Origin of the sequence: Allobosea lupini (assembly GCF_900109525.1) — a bacterium.
Taxonomy (GTDB): Bacteria; Pseudomonadota; Alphaproteobacteria; order Rhizobiales; family Beijerinckiaceae; genus Allobosea; species Allobosea lupini.
In genome coordinates this window covers 446802-469542 of the sequence record NZ_FOAN01000001.1, presented here as the reverse complement: position 1 = coordinate 469542, position 22741 = coordinate 446802, and the positions used below count along the sequence as shown (strand labels likewise).

The window sequence follows — 22741 nt, the reverse complement described above, 5'->3', positions numbered from 1 at the left end:
CTGGGCTTAGCGGCTGCTGGAGGAGACGCCGTCGCCCGCGCTGCTCGAGCCGAGGTTCTGCGAATAGCTGATCTCGCCGAGCGTGCGCAGTTCCAGGCGGAACATGACGGTCCGCGTATCGTTCGTCCGCGCGCCGTTGACCGCGCGATCGGCGTAGGACTGGTTGTACGAGATGTCGAAGATCGTGCACTCGTCCTGATAGCGCAGCCCCACCGACGTCGAGGCCGTCTGGAACGGCCCGGTGTTCGGGTAAATCGGGTTGGTGTACGCACCAGGATTCGACTGGTAGAGCGCCAGTGCGTCGCGATAGCGCTCGCGGTCGTATTTGTACTTGTCGAGGTCGAACAGGACGCTGCCGCGCACGCTCCAGTACTGGGCGAACGAGACGGACTGCGTGATGCTCAGGCCTTCGCGGCGGCGGGTGATGCCCAGATCCGGCTGCGGCTCGTAGCGGCCGTATGCGACCGAGGTCGACAGGAATTTGTAGCTGAACGCAGCCGAGGCATCGATGCGCTGGGCCTCGAAATTCGACTCGTTGAAGCGCCCGCCGGCCTGGAGCAACAGGCCCTTGAAGGGCTGGTACTGCGCCTTGGCGACATAGTCGGAACGGCGGGTGTCCAGTCCCGAATTGAGGCCGACATTGACGAGGTCGCCGCTGGTGTAGGAGTTGCGGCCGCCCAGGTGATAGGACTGCCCGACCAGCAGGTTGGCGTATGACTCGGTGCCGAAGGTGCCGCTGTAGCGCAAGCCGACATTGGCGCGGCTGCCGCCCTCGACCCGGTCGTAGCCCGAGAACTTGTTCCATTCGAACAGGTTGGTGTCGTCGAAGACCAGGCTCTGCGAATCCTCGTTGGCGACGCGCAGGCTATTGGTCTCGTTCGGCCGGGCGACGACCTGCGCGACCGGCTCCAGGATATGCGTGCCCCAGGAGGTCGAGGCGATGAAGGGGAAGCGATACATCAGGCCGACCGCCGGCATTGCGCGGCCGAACACCTCATCCGAGGCGTCCGCGATCGTGGTGACGTTGGCGTTGGCGTATTTGGTCGTGTTCGGGTTGATCGAGAACAGGTCGGCCCTGAGCGAGGCGTAGGGCGTCCAGACCTGCCCGATCGGGTCGACGATGTTGCGCCTCCAGTCGACTTCGGCTGTGGCGCGCGCGATCGTGCCGGCCATGCCCGTCACCAGGCACTTGCTCTTGTCATAGACAATGCAGCCGTCGAACAGGCTATAGGCCGGCCGGCCGGTGGCGGCGTCGCCGCCGCTCTTGACCAGATAGTCCTGATTGCCCGGCGTCAGCGACTTGAACGACGCCGCCTCTCGGGTGAGGTTGGTTATGTTGACGGTGAACGACAGCTCGCCGCCGATCATCGACGGCTTGTGGATCCGCTTGTTGTAATCGACGACCGGCGCGACGATCGGCTGCTGCTTCTGCCAATCGTAATAGGTCAGAGGCTGGAAATAATAGCCGCGCATGTCGAACCATGCATCGGCGCTCTGTCCGTTGAGCGCGACGGTCGAGGTCGATTCCTGCAGATAGCTCGTGGTGGTGAGACTCTCGCTGCGGATCCGGTAGTTCTTGAAGAAGTAGCGATCGGTCGCGCCGGCGACGTCCCAGTTGAACGTCCAGCGCGGGTTGAGGAAGACCTTGCCGGACGTCTCGATCGAGCCGCGGAACGTGTCGTCGCCAGCACCGAGCGGGCTTTTCAGGTAGGCGTCCTTGTCCTGCTGGAAGATGCCTGCGGCACGGATGTTGTACGAGCCGTTGACGAAGCGATGCCGCCACTCGGCCTGGCCGAGAAAGCCCTGGCGCGACAAGTAGGTCGGCGTCAGCGTCAGATCGTAGTTCGGCGCCAGATTGATGAAATAGGGCAGGCCGACGCCGTAGCCGAGTGCCGCGGTGTTGATGAATTTCGGCGCGAGGAAGCCGGTCTTGCGCTTAACGGTCGCATCCGGTCCCGACATATAGGGGATATAGGCAATCGGGACGCCGGCGAACTCGATCCGCGCGTCCTCGTAATAGATCATCTGCTCGGACTTCTTGTGGATGATCCGCGCCGCGCGCACCTGCCAGAACGGCGGACGCTCGGGCTGGTCCACGCAAGGCTCGCAGGCCGTGTAGATGCCCTTGTCGAAGACGAAGACCTCACCGTCGGTGCGTTCGGCGCGCGGCGCCGAGAAGCGGGTCTTGTCTGTGTTCACGACACGCAGCGAATCGATGAAGCCGTCGCGGAAGTCGTCGGTCAGGTTGAAGCGGTCACCGGTGATCACGGTGCCGTTGGATTCGGTGATGCGGGCATTGCCGGTCGCCACCACGCGCTTGCTCTGGCGGTCGTAGACGACGCGATCGGCCTCGATCGTACGGCCCTGGTAAAGAATCTGGACGTCGCCGACTGCGGAGACGGTGTTGTTGTCCTTGTCATAGACGAGCTCACGCGCGTCGACGACCATCCGCTCTCCGGGCTTGCCGGTCGGAGCTTGGGCATAGGCAAGGCTTGTCCAGCCGAGGACCGGAGCGAGCGTCGTCACCAGCGCGGTCGCAGCCGCAAGGCGCCTGATGCGTCTTACGCCGGAAGCCATGAACTCAATCCAAAATTAACCATAGCCACCGTATTCTCAGCCATCTTCCTGATGGAGGAGCGCAAGCACGCCAAGCAGCGTGCCCACGGTCGCGGGCAGCCAGGCGGCCACCGAGGCGTTGACGATCCCCGATGAGCCCAGCTCCTCAGACAACTGTGTCGCAACATAGAGCACGAACCCCGCAGCGACGCCACCTACCACCAATCTGGTCACACCACCAAACCGGAAAAATCTTAAGGAAACGGATGCCGCGACCAGGATCATGGCGATCAGCAGAAGTGGCCGCGCCTTGAGCGATTCGTAGCGCAACTCGTAGCGTGTCGTATCCAGCCCAGCCTTCTGGGTTCGATCGAGCACGGCCGGCATCGACCAGAACCCGACCGAGTCAGGCGGAGTGAAACTTTGTCGCACCTGGTCGGGCTCCAGCGTCGTCGCGACGAGGTATGTCGAGTACGTCTGTGGCTCTTCCGTGGCCGAGGTGACGCGTGCCTCCGACAATTCCCAGTAGCCGCGATAGAGCACCGCCTGCTTCGCCTCGATGCGCTCTCTGAAGCCGCCATCGGGCGAGAAGGCAAAGAAGGCGACCTGGGCGAGCCCGACGCCTCCATCCAGCGCTGCCGCCGCCCGGATGATCGCCTGGCCGTCGACGCTGCGCTGGCGAATCCAGATCTCCTTGCCGACGACCTGTCCGGTTTTGGCGAAGAGCGAGACTTCGAGCGCCGTGGCGCGCTGTTTCAGCTCGGCGGCAATCGGGTTGTAGATGCCGACGGAGACCAGTCCGACCAAGCCGGCGACCAGCGCCGCCGGTTGCAGGAACTGCCAGGCTGAGATGCCGACCGAGCGGGCGACCACCAGCTCGAGCTTCCGGCTGAGGTTGAGCAGGGCGAACATTCCACCGAACAGCACCGCGAACGGGAAGATCTGCTCGGCGACGGAGGGCGCGCGGTAGAGCGCGAGCTGGATGATGCTGGGCGTCGTCGCGGTCGGGGAATCGCCTGCGCGGCGCATCAGCTCGACGAAGTCGAGCGTCGCGATCAGGAAGAAGAACGTGCCGAACACGCTCAGGATCGCGCGCAGGAAGCGCTGCGTCAGATAGCGGCCGAAGGTCTTGAACAGTAGCATCAGGCGCGCCGGAAACGGGCTGCAAGGGCGAGGAAGGGCGCGATCAGCGGCTCGGTCAGCTTGTCGATGAAAACGCGCGTCCGCGAACCGAAGCCGATCGCCAGGGCCGCCAGCAGGATCGTGCCCAGCGGCAGGATGTAGAGCAGGGCGGCGGCGATGGGCGAGCGCACGCTGGCGGTCCATGCGGCATAGGCGCCGATCCTGATGGCGCCGACCAGGAAGATGGCGATCTGGATCGCGGCGGCACGCCCTTGCCGGGTCGTGCGGGCCTCGCCGAGGATGGCGAAAGCGACAAGCATGAAGGCGATCGGGTAGAGTGGCGCCGACAGGCGATTGTGCAGTTCGGCCCGGAACCGCCCTTCCTGGATCTTGTAGTAGGGCTCGTTCTTGTCCTGTGTGAGCAGCGCCCAGGTCGTCCGTTCGCGCGGCTTGTAGATCACCCTGGCGCCGTCCTCGCCGCCGGCTCCGTCGGCATCGCCCGTCAGCGCCGACAGATTCAGCGCATAGCGCTCGAACGAGATGATCGAGCTCGAATTCTGGTTGCGGCTCTCGCGCTGGATCGTGCCCTTCTCCAGCATCAGGAAGCTGTTGCCGTCAGCCTCGGCCGACTGGCCGCGCTCGGCGATGTAGACGGCCGGCTGGTTGGGATCGCGCCGGTCCTGCATGAAGATTCCCAGCAGGGCCTGTCCCTGCTTTTCGCGATAATGGAAGGTGACGCCGGAATCGAGCGAGACGAACTGGCCTTCCTTGATCACGTTGGCGACGAAGTCGGCGCGGATCAGCGTGATCAGGTCGCGCAGCGCCCGGAAGCCGGCGGGCATCACCACCAGCGACATCCAGCCCACCAGCGCGGCGGTGATCAATGTCAGCGCGAAGAAGGGGCGCGTCAGCCGATGTGGCGCGACGCCGGCCGCATTCATCACGATCAGCTCGGAATCGCTGTTGAGCTTGTTGAGCGTGTAGAGCGTCGCCATGAACAGCGCGACCGGGGCGATGCCGGCGATCAGCGCCGGCAGCGACAGCAGCGTGACCGTGAAGAAGATCAGGATCGTCTGACCCTTGCCGGTGATCAGGTCGACCTCGCGCAACGCCTGCGTCACCCAGATGACGCTGGTCAGGCCGACGAGCAGAATCACCGCCGCGCCGGCGGCGATTTTCAGGATATAGCGATCGAGAAGTCCAAAACGCACGAGGGTGAAGATCCCGGGGCCTGCATCCTTGAAGAAGGCGCTCCCCTTGGACGGCTCGCCTCGAACTCCCTATGGTATAGCTTCGATCATGGCGCAAACGGGAATCGTTTGTGGCCTTTGCTGGCCTTACCAGGCTGGCGTCCCCGCAAGTCTTTCTCCCGCAACCCGTGAGCCGTCGATGTCGCAGCGCCTGAAGCTTGAGGTCAAAGCCCTGAACGCCATTGCCGGGGGGGATCTGGTCATCCTCGTCTCGGACAGGCTGGCGCCGCCGAAGGTGGCCGAGGATTGGATCGGCTCGGGTGCCCATGCCCTGATCGCGCGTGCCGCTGCCGCGGAACGCTTCAAGGGCAAGGCACTCGCCGGGCTGACGCTGCTTGCGCCGGAAGATGCAGGTTATGAGCGTCTGATCCTGGTCGGTACCGGGTCGGAATCGGAGCGCGACAAGCTCGATTTCGCCGCGCTCGGCGGCGCCATCGCCGGCCGTCTCGGCCATAGCCGCAGCGCCGACATCATCGCCGCGCTGCCCGAGGGCGAATTGTCCGCCGGCGAGATCGCGGAGATCGGGCTCGGACTTCGGCTCAGAAGCTACGCCTTCGACCGCTACAAGACCAAGAGCCGCGACAAGGACCAGGCCGAGCCGAAGACTGTGACGCTCCGCGCGCCGGATCCCGCCGCGGTCAAAAAGGCGCTGAAGGCGCGCGAGGCGATCGCCGGCGGCGTCGAGCTCGCTCGCGACCTCGTGAACGAGCCGCCGAACGTGCTTTTCCCCGAGGAGTTCGCCGAACGCGCAGCCAAGCTCGACAAGCTTGGCGTCGAGGTCGAGATTCTCGACGAGAAGGAATTGAAGAAGATCGGCATGCGCGCGCTGCTCGGCGTCGGCCAGGGCTCGCATCGCGAGAGTCGCGTCGTGGTGATGCGCTGGAACGGCGGCGCCAAGGGCGACAAGCCGGTCGCCTTCGTCGGCAAGGGCGTGACCTTCGACACCGGCGGCATCTCGATCAAGCCGGCCGGCGGGATGGAGGACATGAAGGGCGACATGGCCGGCGCCGCTTGCGTCACCGGGCTGATGCAGGCGCTGGCCGCCCGCAAGGCCAAGGTCAACGCCGTCGGCGTGATCGGGCTGGTCGAGAACATGCCGGACGGCAAGGCCCAGCGGCCTGGAGACATCGTCACCTCTCTGTCGGGGCAGACCATCGAGATCATCAACACCGACGCCGAAGGTCGGCTCGTCCTCGCCGACGTGCTCTGGTACACGCAGGAGCGCTTCAAGCCGGTCTTCATGGTCAACCTGGCGACGCTGACCGGCGCGATCCTGGTCGCGCTGGCGCAGGAAAACGCGGGCCTGTTCTCCAATAATGACGAATTGTCGGAGCGGCTCTTCGCTGCCGGCAAGGCGACCGGCGAGACCGTCTGGCGCATGCCGCTCTCGGCGGCTTACGACAAGATGATCGATTCCAGGTTTGCCGACATGAAGAACTCGTCTGGCCGCCATGGCGGCTCGATCACGGCGGCGCAGTTCCTGCAGCGCCATGTCAACGACACGCCCTGGGCGCATCTCGACATTGCCGGCACCGGCATGGGCTCGCCGAACAGCGAGACCAACCGTTCCTGGGGCTCGGGCTGGGGCGTGCGCCTGCTCGACCGTCTGGTCGCGGACCACTACGAAAGCTGATTCGGCTCATCAACCGATTCGCCCAAAGTATTGAACCGACTTAGGATTATGCCCGAGGTTCTGTTCTACCATCTGCAGGGGCGCCCGCTCGAACAGGTCCTTCCGACCCTGCTCGAGCGCTCGCTTTCCCGCGGCTGGAAGGCGGTGGTCGAATTGTCGAGCCGCGAGCGTCTGGCCGGACTCGACGACCGGCTCTGGACCTATGCGGATGAATCCTTCCTCCCGCATGCGACGGCCGCCGAGCCGGACGCCGCCGCCAATCCAATCGTACTCACCACGAACTCCGACAATCCGAACGGCGCGCAGGTGCGCTTCTGCGTTGACGGTGTCCGCATTCCCGACGCATTGGATGCTTACGAGCGCGTCATCCTGATGTTCGATGGCGACGATCCCGATGCGCTCGCCTCGGCGCGTGAAGACTGGAAAAAGCTGCGGACGCTCGGCATCGCCGCCACTTATTGGCAGCAGGACGAAACCGGCCGCTGGGAGAAGAAAGCGTGAAAGTTCCTGTTGCCCTCGCTCTGGCGGCTGCGCTCGCCGGCTGTTCCGTCGATATGGGCGGGTTTTCCTTCGTCGCCGACGAGCGCGGCACCCGTACCAGCAGTGCCTCGGCCCGCGTCTCGACGCAGGAAGCGCTGCTCACGCCGGAGGGCGAATGCAGCGCCGACGTCTCGCTCGATCCTTCGACGCGCCCGCTGCCCAAGGAGATCGCGGTCGGCATCACCGAATGCGAGCTCGTCAGGCTCAAGGCGAAGCGGCCCACCGATGTCCTGATTGGCGACAACGGCCGCGGCCAGCGCGAGGTTCAGGTTCTCTATTCGGAGCCGGGCAATCGTGAGATCTACATGTTCACCGACAACCGCCTGAGCCGGATCGTCAAGCCGGGCCAGCCCGAGCAGCAGGGCTGACGCGCGTTCATCGCCCAGGAAATCCGCCTCTGATGCCACCAAGGCAACCGTTCGGCCGATCGGCGCGTTTGCAGTCGATCGGGAGCGGCCGAAGACGCAGAGGCGGGAGTGTCGAGATGCAGGTTCAACGGCGGAGGCGGGCGGTGCTCAGTGGCCTTGGGCTTCTGGGTGCCGCGCTCATGGCCTTGCCCGCAGCGTCGCAGGTGATCGACTTCCGCTCCTCCGACCGCGAGATGAACCGGGCGATCGATGAAGCCCGCAAGACGCTGCCGGATTTCGTCGCGCTCTATCGCAGCGGCCAGGGCGAGCGCCATGCCGTCAAGGTCGCGATTCCCTATGACCGCGGGCGCGAGCACATCTGGATGAACCTGACGGCGATCGAAGGCGATGTCTTCGTCGGCAGGATCGCGAACGATCCCGTCCATCTCGACAAGTTGAACAAGGGCGACAGCTACCGGACCGGCAGCGCGATGGTCAGCGACTGGAACTATATGTCGGGCGGCCAGATGTACGGCAGCTACACCACCCGCGTCGCGATCAAGAAGCTCACCCCGACGCAGGTTAGGGAGCTCGGCCTCAAGCTCGCGCCGCTGCCCTGAGAAGGCGTCAGGCGCTCTCCAGCTCCTCGCTCAGCGTCAGCCATTCCTCTTCGGCCGCGGCCAGCGCCTCCGTCAGTTCGCCGCGCTGGCGCGAAAGCTGCAGCGCCTTGTCCGGCTCACGCGCAAAGGCGCCGTTAGCGAGCGCGCCGTCGACCTTCTCGATCAGCCCGGTCAGCTTGGCGATGCGTGCCTCGGCGAGGTTGAGCTTCTGCCTGAGCGGTCCTTGTGCCTGGCGCTTTGCCGCCGCGCCCTTGCGCTCCTCGGCCTTGCCTGCGGCTTCGGCATCGGGCTTGCCGCGCTGGGCCGGCTTGTCGCGACCGAGCACGAAGTCGCGATAATCGTCCATGTCGCCATCGAAGCTTTTCACGGTGCCGTCCCCGACCAGCCAGAGCCGGTCGGCGCAGGCCTCGATCAGGAAGCGATCGTGGCTGACCAGGATGACGGCGCCGGGATAGTCGTTGATCGCGTTGACCAGCGCGGTGCGGCTGTCGATGTCGAGATGGTTGGTCGGCTCGTCGAGGATCAGCAGGTGAGGGCCGCCGAAGGTGGCGATGCCGAGCATCAATCGGGCCTTCTCGCCGCCGGAGAGGTTCTTCACCGGCGTGTCGGCCTTGTTGGCGGGAAAGCCGATCTGCGCGGTGCGCGCCCGCACGCGTGCCTCCGGCGCATCCGGCATCAGCTCGCGGATATGGCCGACCGGCGTGTCCTCCATCCGCAACTCGTCGAGCTGGTGCTGGGCGAAATAGGCCGTCTGCAGCTTCGAGGAGCGCCGCATCTCGCCCGAAAGCGGCGCGAGCCGCCCGCCGATCAGCTTGCAGAAGGTCGATTTGCCGTTGCCGTTGGAGCCGAGCAGCGCGATGCGGTCGTCCGGCGCCAGGCTCAGGTTGAGCCGCTGCAGCACCTTGCGCTCGCCATAGCCGGCGCTGGCGCTCTCGAGCACGATCATCGGCGGCGAGAGCGGCCGCTCGGGGGCCGGGAAATTGAACGGCTGGACGTCGCGATCCTGGATGACCGCGATCTCCTGCATCTTCTCCAGGCGCTTGACGCGCGACTGGGCCTGGCTGGCCTTCGATGCTTTGGCCTTGAAGCGGTCCACGAAGGATTGCAGGTGCTTGCGCTCGGCCTCCTGCTTCTCGCGTGCCTTGGCGAGATGCGCCTGCTTCTCGGCCCTGAGCTTCTCGAAGTCGCTATAGCCGCCACGGTAGATGGTGAGCTTGCCCTGGTCGAGATGCAGGATGTGATTGACGCAGGTGTCGAGCAATTCGCGATCGTGGCTGACGACCAGCACCGTATGCGGATAGCGCTCGAGATAGTCGTAGAGCCAGAGCGTGCCTTCGAGATCGAGATAGTTGGTCGGCTCGTCGAGCAGCAGCAGGTCGGGCTCGGAGAACAGCACGGCTGCGAGGGCGACGCGCATGCGCCAGCCGCCGGAGAAGTCGGAGCAGGGGCGCTGCTGCGCCTCCTCGTCGAAACCGAGCCCGTACAATACGGTCGCGGCCCGCGCGGGAGCGGAATGGGCGCCGATATCGGCGAGCCGCGTCTCGATCTCGGCGATCCGCATCGGGTCTGTCGCGCTCTGCGCCTCCGTCATCAGCGCCGCACGCTCGGTATCGGCGGCCAGCACGACCTCGATCAGCGTTTCGGGCCCGCCCGGGGCCTCCTGCGCCACCCCGCCGATGCGCATGCCCTTGGGCAGGGCGACGTTGCCGCCTTCCGGCGAAAGGTCGCCGGTGATGATGCGGAACAGTGTCGTCTTGCCGGTGCCGTTACGGCCGACAAGGCCGACGCGCGAGCCCGTCGGAAGGAACGCGCTGGCATGGTCGAGCAGCAGGCGCTCGCCGAGGCGATAGGTGATGTCGTTGAGGGTCAGCATGGCGGGCGGGGTGTAGCGCGCTTTCGCCCCCGCTGGAACCGGCGAGAGGGCAGGAATTTGTCAGTGCGATGTGCAGGGGCCTGGCTGCCGCAGAGGCATGCCATGGTTTCTCCACCTTTCCGCCACGGCATGGCCAGGCGTTCGCGACACCCATGGACTGGGTAACGCACTGATTCGCATCGAGGATCCATGCAGTTCGACTCTCTCGTCCGGCGGCCGCGCCGGGTGTCGCTGGCAGCCATCGCCATTGCGCTGTTCACCGTCGTTCTTGGCGGCGCCACCGCGCTCGCCGCCTTCGCGCCGCTGCCAGGCGTGTTGTAGGGCCGTTGCGGCGCGTCAAGCGCTTCAAGCAACGTTAACCGCGCTCGTGTTGGCTGTTCTTGCGCAGTCGATGTCGGGCGGAGACCTGATTCGTGTTCAGTCTCAGGATCAGGCTTCCGGTCGCCATGCTCGCCCTGGCCCTGCTCGCCGCATTGGCAGTAGGCTCGTCCGCCTATCTCGCCGTCTCGAACTGGGCGCAGGGCGCCGTGCGCGAGCGCATGCACGCGCTGGCCGAAAGCCATGTCCGCGCCATCGAGCGCCGCTGGTTGCAATTGCGCGCCGAACTAGCCGTCCAAGCCCGCAGCGCCTTCACCGTCTCGGCGCTCGACGAGATCGGCAAATGGCTGGAGCTCGGCCCGCACGATTACCGCAGCATTCTCGGCTACTATCAGGGTGACGGTTCGCTCTCGCTGACCGAGCGCGTCGCCCGCACCGGCCGCGAGCACCAGCACGGCTATTCCTGGCGGCATGTGCCGGTCCACGAGACCTATTCGGCGGCACTCAAGCAATTCAATTACGCCGATATCTATCTGGTCTCGCGCAAGGGCAGGGTGGTTTACAGCGTCACCAAGGGGCCCGAGTTCGGCCGCCTCCTGAGCGACGAGGATCTCGCCGGCACCGGCCTGGCAAAATCGGTGGAGCTGGCCCGCGGCAAGGCGGCGGGCGAACAGGTTGTGCTTGACTTTGCACCCTATGACCCGGTCGGCGGCGATCCGCGCGCCTTCCTGGCGGCGCCGTTCTACGATGCCGAAGCCGGGACGGGCGAACAGGTCGGGACGATCGTCATCGCCGTCGACACACGCCTGATCGATGACGTCCTCGCCTTCAACCCGGCCGGTTCCGGGGCCGAGCGGATCTTCGTCATCGGCTCCGACGGCTTCATGCGCTCCAATCCGGCTGCCCGGCGCAATGGCGCCTCACCGCGTGAAACGCTCGATCGCAGTCGATTGGCCGGGCAGCCGGAGCATGCGCTCATCCGCATGACCAGCCATGATGGCCGCTCGCTTGTCGCCAGCGGGCAGGAGGTGGTCATCGGCGATCAGCGCTGGCTGCTCTGGCTGACCGAGCCGGAGGCGAACGCCTTCGCCGTGGTCGGCACGATCCGTAGCGCCGTTGTTTCCGCCGGTTTGCTGGTGCTGCTGCCCCTGTTCGGGATTGCGATCCTGCTCGGCTGGTCGGTGGCCCGCCCGATCACGCGGCTGTCCGACAGGCTGGCGGGGGTTGCCGCGGGCCGGACCGAGGAAGGCATTCCCGGAGCCGGACGCCGCGACGAGATCGGCGGCATCGCCAAGTCGATAGACATGATCCGCGAGACCTTGCGCGGCGAGGCGCAGCGGCGGGAGGCCGAGCAGGGGATCCGCCTTGCCGATGCCGAACAGCACCGCCGCGCCTTGCTGAAGGAGCTGGCAGGCGAACTCGAAGAATCTGTCAGGACCGTCTCGGCCTCCGTTTCCGTCTCGGCGCAGACCCTGGACGCGACGGCGCATCAGCTCGCGGAAGGTGCGCGCGAGACCCAGGCCGGCGCCGCCGATACCGACGCAGCGACCGGCAATGCCATCCGCAGCGTCAAGTCGATCGAGCATGCGGCGCAGGACCTGCTCGGCGCCGTCGATGCGCTCGCCGCCGAAGTGCGCACCTCGGATGCGACCGCCGGCCAGGCGCGCGAGCACGCGGATTCGGTCAGCCGGATCGTCGATGGTCTCTCCAATGGCGCGGCGCGGGTCTCCGAGGTGGTCGGGCTGATCTCGGCCATCGCCGGCCAGACCAACCTGCTCGCGCTCAACGCCACGATCGAGGCCGCCCGCGCCGGTGAAGCCGGCAAGGGCTTCGCCGTCGTCGCCAATGAGGTGAAGTCGCTGGCGACGCAGACCGCCAATGCGACGCAGGATATCGCCCGCCAGATCGAGGCGATGAACCAGGCGACCGCCGCGACGGTCGAGGGCATCGTCGGTATTCGTGCACTGGTGCAGGAACTGAACGAGGCGACGCGCCGCACCAGCCAGACCATGCAGCGCCAGCATGAGGCGGCCCACGCCATCGCCGCCGACGTCCTCGCCGCGACCCAGGAGATCGTGCTGATCGGCCAGGCCACCAGTCAGGTCGCACTCGCCTCGCGCAACACCACGGGCGCGTCGGATGCGGTGCTGAAGGCGGCGAGCGAATTGACCGGGCTGGCCCAGGCGCTGAATGCGCGTGTCGACCATGTCATCGGCGAGCTGCGCGTCGCATAGAGCCGGATTCTATCGGGCTCTAAACTTCAACGTGAGAGACGAATTCACGGACCAGGGTGAAACAGCCTGATCCGATCCGGCTCTATGGCTTGTCGCGGAAGCCTGCGTTGGCTAACGCTCAGGGCATGAGCCACACCGCCTTCTACGCCGGGTCGTTCGACCCCGTCACCAACGGCCATCTCGACATGATCGAGGCCGCCTGCCGGCTGGTCGACAAGCTGGTCCTCGCCATCGGCGTCCACCCGGGCAAGACTCCGATCTTCACCGCCGAGGAACGCGCCGAGCTGCTGCGCGCCATCGCCGGCCCGGTCGCCGCCGAGTTCAAGACTGAGCTCGAGGTCACGACTTTCGCCGACCTGACCATCGATGCGGCCAAGCGCGCCGGCGCCACCATCCTGGTGCGTGGCCTGCGTGACGGCACCGATCTCGACATGGAAATGCAGCTCGCCGGCATGAACCACACCATGGCGCCCGAGTTGCAGACCGTGCTGCTGCCCTCGACGCCGCAGGCGCGCCACATCACCGCCACTCTGGTGCGCCAGATCGCCGCGATGGGCGGCGACGTCTCCGCCTTCGTTCCGCCTGTTGTCAGCGACAGGTTGAAGACGAAGTTCGCCAGGCGCTAACGCCTTCGCGAACGCCATCGATGTGCATTTGCCTCGCGGCGACGTGCATTAGCGTTTGCAATTTGCAAACGCCGATGGTGTCTCTGGACTGATCTGAATCGGTGCGCGCTCGGTGCATCGCCCCTTCGACGAGTGTTCCATGCGCCTGTCCCGCTACTTCCTGCCGATCCTGCGCGATACGCCCAAGGAGGCGGAGATCGTCTCGCACCGGCTGATGCTGCGCGCCGGCATGATCCGCCAGCAGTCCGCCGGGATCTATTCGTGGCTGCCGCTCGGCCTGCGCGTACTCGACAAGATCAGTGCGGTGGTGCGCGAGGAGCAGAATCGCGCTGGCGCCATCGAGATCCTGATGCCGACCATCCAGTCGGCCGATCTCTGGCGCGAAAGCGGGCGCTACGACGCCTATGGCAAGGAGATGCTGCGGATCAAGGACCGGCATGACCGCGACATGCTCTACGGCCCGACCAATGAGGAAATGGTCACCGAGATCGTCCGCTCCTACGTCAAGTCCTACAAGGATCTGCCGCTCAACCTCTATCACATCCAGTGGAAGTTCCGGGACGAGGTCCGCCCGCGCTTCGGCGTGATGCGCGGCCGCGAGTTCCTGATGAAGGACGCCTATTCCTTCGATCTCGACAAGGAAGCGGCGCGGCACGCCTACAACCGCATGTTCACCGCCTATCTGCGCACCTTCACCCGGCTCGGCCTGAAGGCGATCCCGATGCGGGCCGACACCGGCCCGATCGGCGGCGACCTCAGCCACGAATTCATCGTGCTCGCATCGACCGGCGAGAGCGAGGTCTTCTGCCACAGCGACTACCTGACCTTCGACACGCCGGCCGCAGACACCGATTTCGACAGCGTGCCCGGCCTGCAGGGCATCTTCGACAAGTGGACGAGCCTCTACGCCGCCACCGAGGAGATGCACGACAAGGCCGCCTTCGAGGCGATTCCCGAGGACAAACGCGTCTCCGCCCGTGGCATCGAGGTCGGCCATATCTTCTATTTCGGCACCAAGTACTCCGAGCCGATGGGCGCCAGCGTCACCGGTCCGGACGGCCAGCAGGTGCTGCTGCATGGCGGCTCCTACGGCATTGGCCCCAGCCGTCTCGTCGCCGCGCTGATCGAGGCCGGTCATGACGAGGGCGGTATCGTCTGGCCCGACGAGATCGCGCCCTTCGACATCGCCGTGCTCAACCTCAAGGTCGGCGACGCCGCCACCGATGCCGCCAGCGAGCAGCTCTACAAGGGGCTCGCCGCGAAGGGGTACGACATGGTCTATGACGACCGCGACGAGCGCCCGGGCGGCAAGTTCGCCACCGCCGACCTGATCGGCATACCCTGGCAGATCATCGTCGGCCCTAAAGGTCTGGCCGAGGGCAAGGTCGAGCTCAAGCGCCGCGCCGGCGGCGAGCGCGAATTGGTCTCGCTCGAGGCGGCGCTGGCGCGCTTCCCGGGCAAGGGCACGAACGCGTGAGCGGAGGAGAGCGGTCATGAGCGCCGGCTCCGAGGCTCGGGAGAGCGTGCCGACCGGCACGAAAGCCTTCGCCGGCTTCGAATGGCTGCTTGCCGGCCGCTATCTGCGCACACGCCGGCGCGAGGGCTTCGTCTCGGTCATCGCCGGCTTCTCCTTCCTTGGCATCCTGCTCGGCGTCGCGACGCTGATCATCGTGATGTCGGTGATGAACGGCTTCCGCAAGGAGCTGCTGGAGAAGATCGTCGGCGTCAACGGCCACATCTTCGCGACGCCGATCGACCGGCCGCTCGACGATTACGAGCAGGTCGCGGCCAAGCTGCGCCAGGTGCAGGGCATCAAGCTCGCCATCCCGCTGGTCGAGGGACAGGCGCTGGCCTCGTCGCAGGTCGGCAATGGCGGCGTCCTGGTGCGCGGCATCTCGGAAAGCGACATCAAGTCGATCCCCTTCATCGCCGGCAATGTCCGCCAGGGCACGCTCGACGGCTTCGCCACGGCCAACGGCGTCGCGATCGGCCGGCGGCTCGCGGGCTCGCTCGGCCTGCAGGTCGGCGACACCATCACCATCGTCACGCCGCGTGGCGCTTCGACGCCGTTCGGCACGGCGCCGCGGATCAAGGCCTATCCGGTCACGGCGATCTTCGAGATCGGCATGTCGGAATTCGACGCCTCCTTCGTCTTCATGCCGCTCGGCGAGAGCCAGGCCTATTTCAACCGCGATGGCGACGTGAACGTCATCGAGATCTTCATCGACAATCCCGACCAGACGCAGGCAGTGCGCGACAGGATCGAGGCCGACCCGCCGCGGCCGCTCGTGCTGTCCGACTGGCGCCAGCGCAATCGCACCTTCTTCAACGCGCTCGAGGTCGAGCGCAATGTCATGTTCATCATCCTGACCCTGATCGTGCTGGTCGCGACGCTGAACATCGTCTCCGGCCTGATCATGCTGGTGAAGGACAAGACAGAGGACATCGCGATCATGCGCACCATGGGTGCCTCGCGCGGCACGGTGCTGCGGGTCTTCCTGATCACGGGCGCGGCGATCGGCGTGGTCGGGACGTTCGCCGGCTTCGTCCTCGGCATCCTCTTCGCCAGGAACATCCAGACCATCAACAAGGGCTTGAGCAAGCTGTTGGGTATCAATCCCTGGGATCCGACCGTGCGCTTCCTGAGCGATATTCCCTCGGTGATCGACTGGCGCGAGGTTGCCACCGTCGTGGTGATGACGCTCGTCCTGTCGCTGCTGGCGACGCTCTATCCGGCCTGGAAGGCAGCGCGGCTCGACCCCGTCAAAGCCCTGCGGATGGGTTGAGGACGCGACAATGGCAACCGAGACGCCGGCGCTCTTCCTCTCCCAGATCGAGCGCCATTATCCCCAGTCCGACGGTCCGCTCGAGATCCTCCGCAAGGCCGATTTCGCGATCTGGCCGGGCGAGCTCGTCGCGCTGGTCGCCCCGAGCGGTACCGGCAAGTCGACCCTGCTGCACGTCGCCGGCCTGCTGGAGAGCCCCGATGGCGGCGAGGTCTTCATCGGCGGCGTGCCGACCTCGCAGCTCGACGACAAGGGCCTGACCCGGCTGCGGCGCACCGAGATCGGCTTCGTCTATCAGTTTCACCATCTCCTGCCGGAGTTCACCGCGCTTGAGAATGTCGTCCTGCCGCAGCGCATTCGCGGCCTCGGCAAGTCCGAGGCCGCATCGCGCGCGACCGAGCTGCTGAGCTTCCTTGGTCTGGGCGACCGGCTCGATCACCTGCCGGGCGAATTGTCGGGCGGCGAACAGCAGCGCGTCGCGATCGGCCGCGCCGTCGCCAATGCGCCGCGCGTGCTGCTGGCCGACGAGCCGACCGGCAATCTCGACCCGCATACATCGCTGCACGTCTTCAACACGCTGGTGGCGTTGGCGCGTGCTTCGGGCCTTGCGGCGCTGATCGCGACGCATAATCTCGACCTCGCCTCCCGCATGGACCGCCAGGTCACGATCCGCGACGGGATGGTCGTGCCGCTCGGCTGAGATCTTGGCTCAGCCCCCGCCGCGGTCGTAGCACTCGGCGAAATAGAGCATGAAGGCGTCGACCAGCCCGTCCTCGTAAGGAGCGGTCTTCGCCTCCCAGCGCGCGACATAGGCGTCCCAGAGCTTGCCCTTGCGCGAGGAGAGCAGGCCGTCGAGCCCGCGCCCGACGTCGAGCCCTTCGGCGACCGCCTGCGGATCGAGGTCCTCGACCAGCATGCGCAGCGCGTGCTGCATCGCCGAATAGGTCTTGATCTGGTGGACCTTGAGGTCCCTGAAGCTTTCCTCGAACGCCTTCTGTGCATTGAGGTAGCCGCTCGTCGGCCGGCCGAAGATCAGCTTCAGCGCATCCTCGATCGTCGGCGAGAACTTCAGCGGGTTGTTGTCCTGCGCCTGGATCATCGTCTGGTTGGAGCTGCGCGCGATGCGCTTGCTCTCGGCCCGCGCCGCCAGCAGCGCCTTCAGCTCGATGGCGATCAGGCGCATCAGCGCGCCGGTCTGCTCGGCGAAGGCGCCGGGATCCTGCCAGGTCAGTTCCTCGACCGGCAGGCCCGCCCCACGCGCGAAGCGAGCGATGAACTCGGCCGCCGAGATCGACGGGCCACCCGCCGGGGCGCCCATTGGCGGCGGGGGAGGTGGCGGCGGCGGCGCCATGGGCCGGGGCGGCGGGTCGTAAGGAGCGTCGAAACTCGGACGTGCTGGCGGCACGGCCGGCGCTTCGTCCCACGGATTGCCGACCGGCGCGGCCGAGGGGGGCCGGCGCGGCGTCGGGATCGGGGCGATCGGCTCCGGCTCGGGCACCGGCGGTGGCTGGTAGGGCGCCCAGGCAAGGTCGTCCGGCCGTGACGGTTGGGGAGGCGGAGCCGGCGGCGCAGCATAGACCTGCGCCGATTCCGACGGAGTCGGGATATCGGCGGCCCAGTCGATGAAGGGCGCGTGCACGGGCTGGTATTTTTGCGGCGGAATCAGATCGCGGCGGGCGATCGGCGGCGCCTCGTCACCGTTCGAGTCCCACAGCGATTCGCCAGGCGGCGGCGGCATCGCCGCTCGCTCGGCCGGGCCGGGGGCTCCGCGCTCCGCCTCGTCGATCGCGACCGCGATGATGTATTGGCCGATCTCGAGCCGGTCGCCATGCTGCAACCGGTAGGGCGACTGCACCCGATAGGCACCGCCATTGACGAAGGTGCCATTGGTCGAGATGTCGCGCAGCCAGTAGGCGTTGTCGTTGAAGCGGATTTCGCAATGCCGCCCGGAGATGGCCCGGCTCGGATCCGGCAGGCACCAGTCGAGATGCTGGTCGCGGCCGATATCCAGCCCGCGTCCGCCGCTCAGCGTGACGCTGAGCGGGCCGCCATCCGGCAGTGAAGCCTGGTTCTCGATCGTCAGCGTCAGCGCCATGTCGGGCCGCCCGCCTCGTCATAGTCCGACACCGGCTGCCGCATCGGCGCCGGGGCCAAGCTATGCTCTCGTCCTGCCGCTTTCGTCATCGATCAGACGAATGCATGCTTCGACGCAATTTCGCAATGCGGCATCGCGTTCTGGCTCGGATACCCTTCCGAGTGCGGTTAATACCGCGATCCGCGCCGTCTTGGCGGTCAAGTCCGGCGGTGCGGGCACGGCATGGCCCGCTACCATGCTGCCGCCGGAATATCCGGCCGCCAGCGCGACCCAGGTGCCGAGGCTGGCGTGATGGCCGCTTTCGCCGAAGGCCAGGGCAGCACGGCGCGTCTCGTCGGTCGGGTCGCGAACCCAGGCTTCGGCTGCCTTCAGGCCGGGATCTGCTGCGGTTCCGGCAGGCTGCATGCGCTGGACGCTCTGCAGGGCCCACCAGACGGCTTCGCGGCGTGGCATCAGGAATGCGCAGAAGCCGATCGCGTCCTTGTGATCGCCCGAGGCAAGGAGCTTGCGCAGGAAGCTCAGCGGCGGCTCGGTGGTCGGCGCGGTCTGGATGATCTCGCGCGCGGCGGGGAAGGTCTCGAAGACCTCCTGCGCCGTGCTGAACCGAAGTTTCGACATCGCTGTACCAGAGGCTGTCAGTTGATCTTGACGACGCCGCCCGTGATGATGGTCATGCCGCCGCCGTTGACCTCGGTCTTTGCGGTGCTCTCGACCTTGATCATCGGCGAGGTGATGGTGATGTTGGTCGGCGTCATCGTGATCTCGCTCTGGCCGCAGACCAGCTTGATCTCCAGAGCAGCCTCGACATAGCGCTTGCCCTGCTTGACGTGCAGCTTGTCGCTGCCGCTCAGGATCTGCGTCGTGCGGGCGAAGTCGGTCGGGCCGCCCTCGAATTTCTTGCCGACGTCGCGAGTCTCGAGGTTGAAGACCTCGGTCTTGTGGTCGCGTTCGGCCTGCATGGAGAAGACCTCCTTGCCGGCCAGGTCCTCGAACTTGATCTCGTTGAACTTCCCCGACTTGCCCCCGCCATCGGTCGATTCCGACTTCAGGCCCGATTGGGTCTTGTTGGCCGGCAGGTCGTAGGGCGGCATGTGCTGGTCGTTGACCACGGCGCCGGTGATGATCGGCCGGTCGGGGTCGCCGCCGATATAGGAGACCACGACCTCCTGGCCGATGCGCGGGATGATCTGGCCGCCCCAGTTCTTGCCCGACCAGGCCTGCGCCACGCGCACGCGGCAGGAGGTCGACTCCTTCTCGCGGTCCCAGTGGAAGCGCAGCCAGACCCGGCCGTACTTGTCGACGTCGATGTCGCCTTCCTCGCCCTTGTTCTTCTCGCCGACCACCTTGGCGGTGTCGGGGCCGATATGGAGCGGGGAGGGTGTCAGCAGCGGGGCGCGGAAGCGCTTGGTCGCTTTCTGGAGTTCGTAGGAGCCGTGGTAGATCGCCTGGTCGGTGCGCTTGGACGAGCGATAGCTCTGCACGCCGTAGCTATGCGTCGCCCGCACCACCAGGAACTCGGCGTTCTCCGAGCCGACGGGATGATCGGCCAGCGTCATCAGGGTCCCAGGATTGAGGCTGGGCGCATCGCCGACGGCGAGGCGCCGCTCGTCCTGCGCCTGCTCGGCCTGGACCTGGATACGGGCGAGCTTCTCGCCCTTGCCGCGGTCGAGATAGGCGCCGGGATAGTCGAAAGCCTCGTAGGACTTGGTGCGCGGGAAGCCGTCCTCGGCGCGCGCCGTCAGGTCCGAGGTGGATTTCTCGAAATCATAGTCCTTGATCTCGATCTTGCCGGTCCGCAGCCGCCGCTGCGCCGACCATTGCGTCAGATGCTCGATCCGGCGCCTCTGGGCACCGTCGGTCGGCATGAACGGGTAGGCGGCGCCGGCTCCGGCGAAGCTCGGCTCGGCTGCGGCAGTCACCGCATCATGCGAGTTGCGCGCATCCGAGAGGACCAGCTTGTGGTCCCCCTCGGTGTGCTTGAAGTAGTAGTAGATGCCGTATTTCTCCATCAGGCGCAGGACGAAGTCGAGATCGGACTCGCGGTACTGCACGCAATAGTCGATCTCCGGCGGCGGCTCGCTGACGCGGTCCTCGAAGCTCGCCTTGTCCTCTTTCCCGAAGATCGTCTTGATGATGTCGAGGGCCGTCTTGTTCTTGAAGATGCGGCAATCGGAGCGCTGCGAGAGCAGCCAGAGCCAGGGCCGCAGCACGAAGCGGTAGTGGTCGAGATCCTTCTCCCGGCCGAGCCACTGCGCCTCGACGAGCACGCCGTTGAAGATCCGGTCTTCACCGTTCTTCAGCGTCATTTTAATATGGCATTTCTCGCCAATTAAATTTTGAAGATCGTCGCCCCGAGAAGTACTCACAGCCTCGATTTGATAAACAAATAATTCGCTGAGAGCTTCGCGCGCCTCAAACTTGAGAAGTGAGAAGACATCTTGACCCGCCGGTGTCGTAAAGGAGGCAAGTCTTTTCGATTGTCCTGGAGCGGCGGGCATCAACAAAACCTCGTGGCTTGCGACAAGAGACGACTATTGACGCAGCAAACGCTGCGAGGCATAGTTCGCGCCGTCAGTCTTCAACCGCCTCAGCGAACCTAAACGGGAGGAAGACCGTGCGCAAGCAGGCCCTTGTCATGGTTAGTGCCGCTCTTGCCGCAGGCTTCTGCGTCCTGTCGCCGTTTTCCGCGCAGGCACAGGCCTACAAGGCGGACGATATCGTCAAGCACTTCGGAGCCGCGAAGCCGAATCTCGGCGTCTCGCGCGGCCTGTGCGTCGGCACCGAGGCCGAATGCAACAAGGCCGGCCACGTCGTGAAGCCGCCGACCGCCTTCGATCTCGTCGTCAAGTTCAAATACAATTCCGACGTGCTCGAGCCCGAGGCGCGGGTGAATCTCGACGAGTTCGCCAAGGCGCTGAAGGATCCGCAGCTTTCGGCGAGCAGTTTCCTGGTCGAGGGGCACACTGATGCCAGCGGCACCGCGGACTACAATCTGAGTCTGTCGGAGCGGCGCGCCAAGGCGGTCGTGCGCTATCTCAGCGATCGGGGCGTCGATACCGCCAAGCTCGTCCCGCGCGGCCTCGGCCAGAGCAAGCCCGTCGTTTCCGACAAGTTCTCGGCCGATAATCGCCGGGTCGAGACGCGGCTGCAGGTGGAGTGACGGCCAGGCGGCCGCCCCGATAAGCTCGATTGATCGTGAGGGGGCATGGCCGCGCTCAATTTCGCTGATCTGGCGAAGCCGGTTTCGGCGGATGATCCCTGCGGTCCCGATCCGGATGCCGATCCCGACGTCATGAACGTCATGGCGCGCCTCGAAGTGGCGCTGCCGACCTCCTATTTCCGCCGCGACGACGAAGGGCGGCAAATCCCGTTCGATCGCAGCACGATCGATTTTCCCGTAGCCTTCGGCGATCTCGGCAAGGTGCTCAAGCTGAGCCGCGACCTGCGTGGCTTCGTCCTGGCGGGCAAGCTTTGTCTGCTCAATCGCGACATCGCCGGTTTCGCCGCGAGCCTCGGGCTGATCGTGAGCTATCTCGGCGACTATTGGGAAGAGGTCTATCCTCGGGCCGAGGACGGCGACTTCATCATGCGCGAGGTCGCGCTGCAGGGGCTCGACGAGAACGCCACCGTCGCCCTGCCGCTGCAGCATGCGCCATTGTTCCTGAGCAAGCGGCTGGGACCGGTGATGTTTCGCAGCCAGCTCGTCGCCTCGGGCGAGCTGCGGCCCGGCGAGGATGAGAAACACCCCGACGCCGGCGGAATCAACGCGGCGCTGAAGGAGGTGGAACTCTCCGACCTGACGGCGATGCTCGGCCATGTCACCGCGATCCGGGACGCGCAGTTGCGATTGCGCGCGATCTGGAGCGAGAAGCTCGGCACCGACCAAGCGGTGACCTTCCCGCGGCTTGCCGGACTTGTCGGGCAGATCATCGCGTTCCTCGAGGCCGCGATCGAACGGAAGGCGCCCGGCGGGCAGGGCGCCGCCGGCGCCGAGGTGCCCGCAGCCGTCAGCGGCGCTGCGACCGGGACGATTATGGTTGCGGCGCTTCCGCCCGGCGTCTGCGCCTCCGTCGACGAGGCCCAGGCCGCGCTCGCCGGCTGTCTCGCCTATTTCCGCCGGGTCGAGCCGTCGAGCCCGGCCGTGCTGCTGATCGGCCAGGCGCAGCGCCTGATCGGCAAGTCGCTGATCGAGGTCATCCAGATCATGTTCCCGGAGCACGTCGACAAAGCGATGCTCGAGATCGGCGACGACACGAAATACCAGCTGCCGCTGGAGCGCCTGGGTGGCGATGGTTCTGGCGGCGGCTATGGCGACGACAGCGGTGAGGACGACGGCTACGCCTCCGATGGCGACGAAGAGAGCTCATCCTATGATGACGAGGAAAATTCGTCCGATGATGAGGAGACGGACGCCGGGGACGGAGCTGACGAGGAAGCCGACGACGAAGGGAAACAGGGCGCCGACGAGGAGACTGAGAGCGAGCAGCCTGAGGAAGCCGAGGTTGAGCCCAAGGCGAGCGCCGCGACAATGGCCGCGCCTGTCGCAGCGATCACCATCGCGAGCCGGGCCGAGGCGATCGCCCGGATGAAGGCCGTCGCCGGCTTCTATCGTCACGCCGAGCCGTCCAATCCGGTGCCGCTGCTGATGGACAAGGCCTGTGCGCTGGCGCAGCAAGATTTTCTGTCGCTGCTCGGCGATATCCTGCCTGAAGTCGGCATAAGGCAGAGCAGCGGCGAGTAG

Annotated in this window: 19 protein-coding genes; 12 read left to right on the top strand and 7 right to left on the bottom strand. The window is 66.0% G+C overall.

Features of this window, described 5'->3' with window-relative positions; translation table 11 throughout:
- Window positions 1-6 precede the first annotated feature (6 nt).
- The 3 genes from BMZ21_RS02285 to lptF are packed head-to-tail and all read right to left on the bottom strand — an operon-like array spanning window position 7 to window position 4889.
- Window positions 7-2577 carry an LPS-assembly protein LptD gene (locus BMZ21_RS02285; RefSeq protein ID WP_091829367.1) on the bottom strand — a complete coding sequence of 857 codons (2571 nt, stop codon included), beginning with the start codon at window positions 2575-2577 and terminating at the stop codon, window positions 7-9.
- A gap of 36 nt (window positions 2578-2613) precedes the next feature.
- Complete coding sequence (gene lptG, locus BMZ21_RS02280) at window positions 2614-3699, bottom strand: LPS export ABC transporter permease LptG (RefSeq protein WP_091829365.1); 1086 nt, start codon at window positions 3697-3699, stop codon at window positions 2614-2616.
- Window positions 3699-4889, bottom strand: a complete 1191-nt coding sequence (lptF, locus tag BMZ21_RS02275; protein WP_091829363.1) for an LPS export ABC transporter permease LptF — start codon at window positions 4887-4889, stop codon at window positions 3699-3701. Before lptF ends, lptG begins: the two co-directional genes overlap by 1 nt.
- Window positions 4890-5067: 178 nt before the next feature.
- On the opposite strand from lptF, the gene BMZ21_RS02270 reads away from it, so the two are divergent.
- The 4 genes from BMZ21_RS02270 (at window position 5068) to BMZ21_RS02255 (ending at window position 8068) form a co-directional block, all read left to right on the top strand.
- Window positions 5068-6561, top strand: a complete 1494-nt coding sequence (locus BMZ21_RS02270) for a leucyl aminopeptidase (protein WP_091829361.1) — start codon at window positions 5068-5070, stop codon at window positions 6559-6561.
- A gap of 48 nt (window positions 6562-6609) precedes the next feature.
- On the top strand, window positions 6610-7062 hold the full coding sequence (locus tag BMZ21_RS02265) for a DNA polymerase III subunit chi (RefSeq protein WP_091829358.1): 453 nt from the start codon (window positions 6610-6612) through the stop codon (window positions 7060-7062).
- A complete protein-coding gene (locus BMZ21_RS02260) occupies window positions 7059-7469 on the top strand; it encodes a hypothetical protein (RefSeq protein WP_244543658.1) in 411 nt (136 codons plus the stop codon). Before BMZ21_RS02265 ends, BMZ21_RS02260 begins: the two co-directional genes overlap by 4 nt.
- A 143-nt stretch (window positions 7470-7612) precedes the next feature.
- Window positions 7613-8068 carry a YegJ family protein gene (locus BMZ21_RS02255; protein WP_167561493.1) on the top strand — a complete coding sequence of 152 codons (456 nt, stop codon included), beginning with the start codon at window positions 7613-7615 and terminating at the stop codon, window positions 8066-8068.
- Window positions 8069-8075: 7 nt separating this feature from the next.
- Here the strand turns inward: BMZ21_RS02255 and abc-f are convergent, their stop codons facing one another.
- Window positions 8076-9941, bottom strand: coding sequence for a ribosomal protection-like ABC-F family protein (gene abc-f / locus BMZ21_RS02250; protein ID WP_091829354.1), 1866 nt, complete (start codon window positions 9939-9941; stop codon window positions 8076-8078).
- A 189-nt stretch (window positions 9942-10130) separates the two neighbouring features.
- Here abc-f and BMZ21_RS30945 point away from each other — a divergent pair, with 189 nt between their 5' ends.
- The 6 genes from BMZ21_RS30945 (at window position 10131) to BMZ21_RS02225 (ending at window position 16605) form a co-directional block, all read left to right on the top strand.
- Complete coding sequence (locus BMZ21_RS30945; RefSeq protein WP_280141462.1) at window positions 10131-10262, top strand: hypothetical protein; 132 nt, start codon at window positions 10131-10133, stop codon at window positions 10260-10262.
- A gap of 92 nt (window positions 10263-10354) precedes the next feature.
- Window positions 10355-12493 carry a methyl-accepting chemotaxis protein gene (locus tag BMZ21_RS02245; RefSeq protein WP_091829352.1) on the top strand — a complete coding sequence of 713 codons (2139 nt, stop codon included), beginning with the start codon at window positions 10355-10357 and terminating at the stop codon, window positions 12491-12493.
- Between the two features lie 125 nt (window positions 12494-12618).
- Window positions 12619-13119: a pantetheine-phosphate adenylyltransferase gene (gene coaD, locus BMZ21_RS02240; protein ID WP_091829349.1), complete on the top strand. Its 501-nt coding sequence runs from the start codon at window positions 12619-12621 to the stop codon at window positions 13117-13119.
- 139 nt (window positions 13120-13258) lie between these two features.
- Entirely contained in the window at window positions 13259-14596 is a 1338-nt protein-coding gene (gene proS / locus BMZ21_RS02235; RefSeq protein WP_091829347.1) for a proline--tRNA ligase, read from the top strand.
- A 16-nt stretch (window positions 14597-14612) separates the two neighbouring features.
- Complete coding sequence (locus BMZ21_RS02230; RefSeq protein WP_091829345.1) at window positions 14613-15905, top strand: lipoprotein-releasing ABC transporter permease subunit; 1293 nt, start codon at window positions 14613-14615, stop codon at window positions 15903-15905.
- Between the two features lie 10 nt (window positions 15906-15915).
- Window positions 15916-16605, top strand: coding sequence for an ABC transporter ATP-binding protein (locus BMZ21_RS02225; RefSeq protein ID WP_091829343.1), 690 nt, complete (start codon window positions 15916-15918; stop codon window positions 16603-16605).
- Window positions 16606-16614: 9 nt separating this feature from the next.
- Here the strand turns inward: BMZ21_RS02225 and tagH are convergent, their stop codons facing one another.
- The 3 genes from tagH to BMZ21_RS02210 are packed head-to-tail and all read right to left on the bottom strand — an operon-like array spanning window position 16615 to window position 20498.
- A complete protein-coding gene (gene tagH / locus BMZ21_RS02220) occupies window positions 16615-18000 on the bottom strand; it encodes a type VI secretion system-associated FHA domain protein TagH (protein ID WP_091829341.1) in 1386 nt (461 codons plus the stop codon).
- Between the two features lie 60 nt (window positions 18001-18060).
- On the bottom strand, window positions 18061-18618 hold the full coding sequence (locus BMZ21_RS02215; protein ID WP_091829339.1) for a DUF6931 family protein: 558 nt from the start codon (window positions 18616-18618) through the stop codon (window positions 18061-18063).
- A 17-nt stretch (window positions 18619-18635) separates the two neighbouring features.
- Entirely contained in the window at window positions 18636-20498 is a 1863-nt protein-coding gene (locus BMZ21_RS02210) for a type VI secretion system Vgr family protein (RefSeq protein ID WP_091829338.1), read from the bottom strand.
- 116 nt (window positions 20499-20614) lie between these two features.
- Between BMZ21_RS02210 and BMZ21_RS02205 the strand changes: the two genes are divergently transcribed.
- Entirely contained in the window at window positions 20615-21160 is a 546-nt protein-coding gene (locus tag BMZ21_RS02205) for an OmpA family protein (RefSeq protein ID WP_244543657.1), read from the top strand.
- Window positions 21161-21205: 45 nt separating this feature from the next.
- Window positions 21206-22741, top strand: coding sequence for a type VI secretion system protein TssA (locus BMZ21_RS02200; RefSeq protein WP_091829335.1), 1536 nt, complete (start codon window positions 21206-21208; stop codon window positions 22739-22741).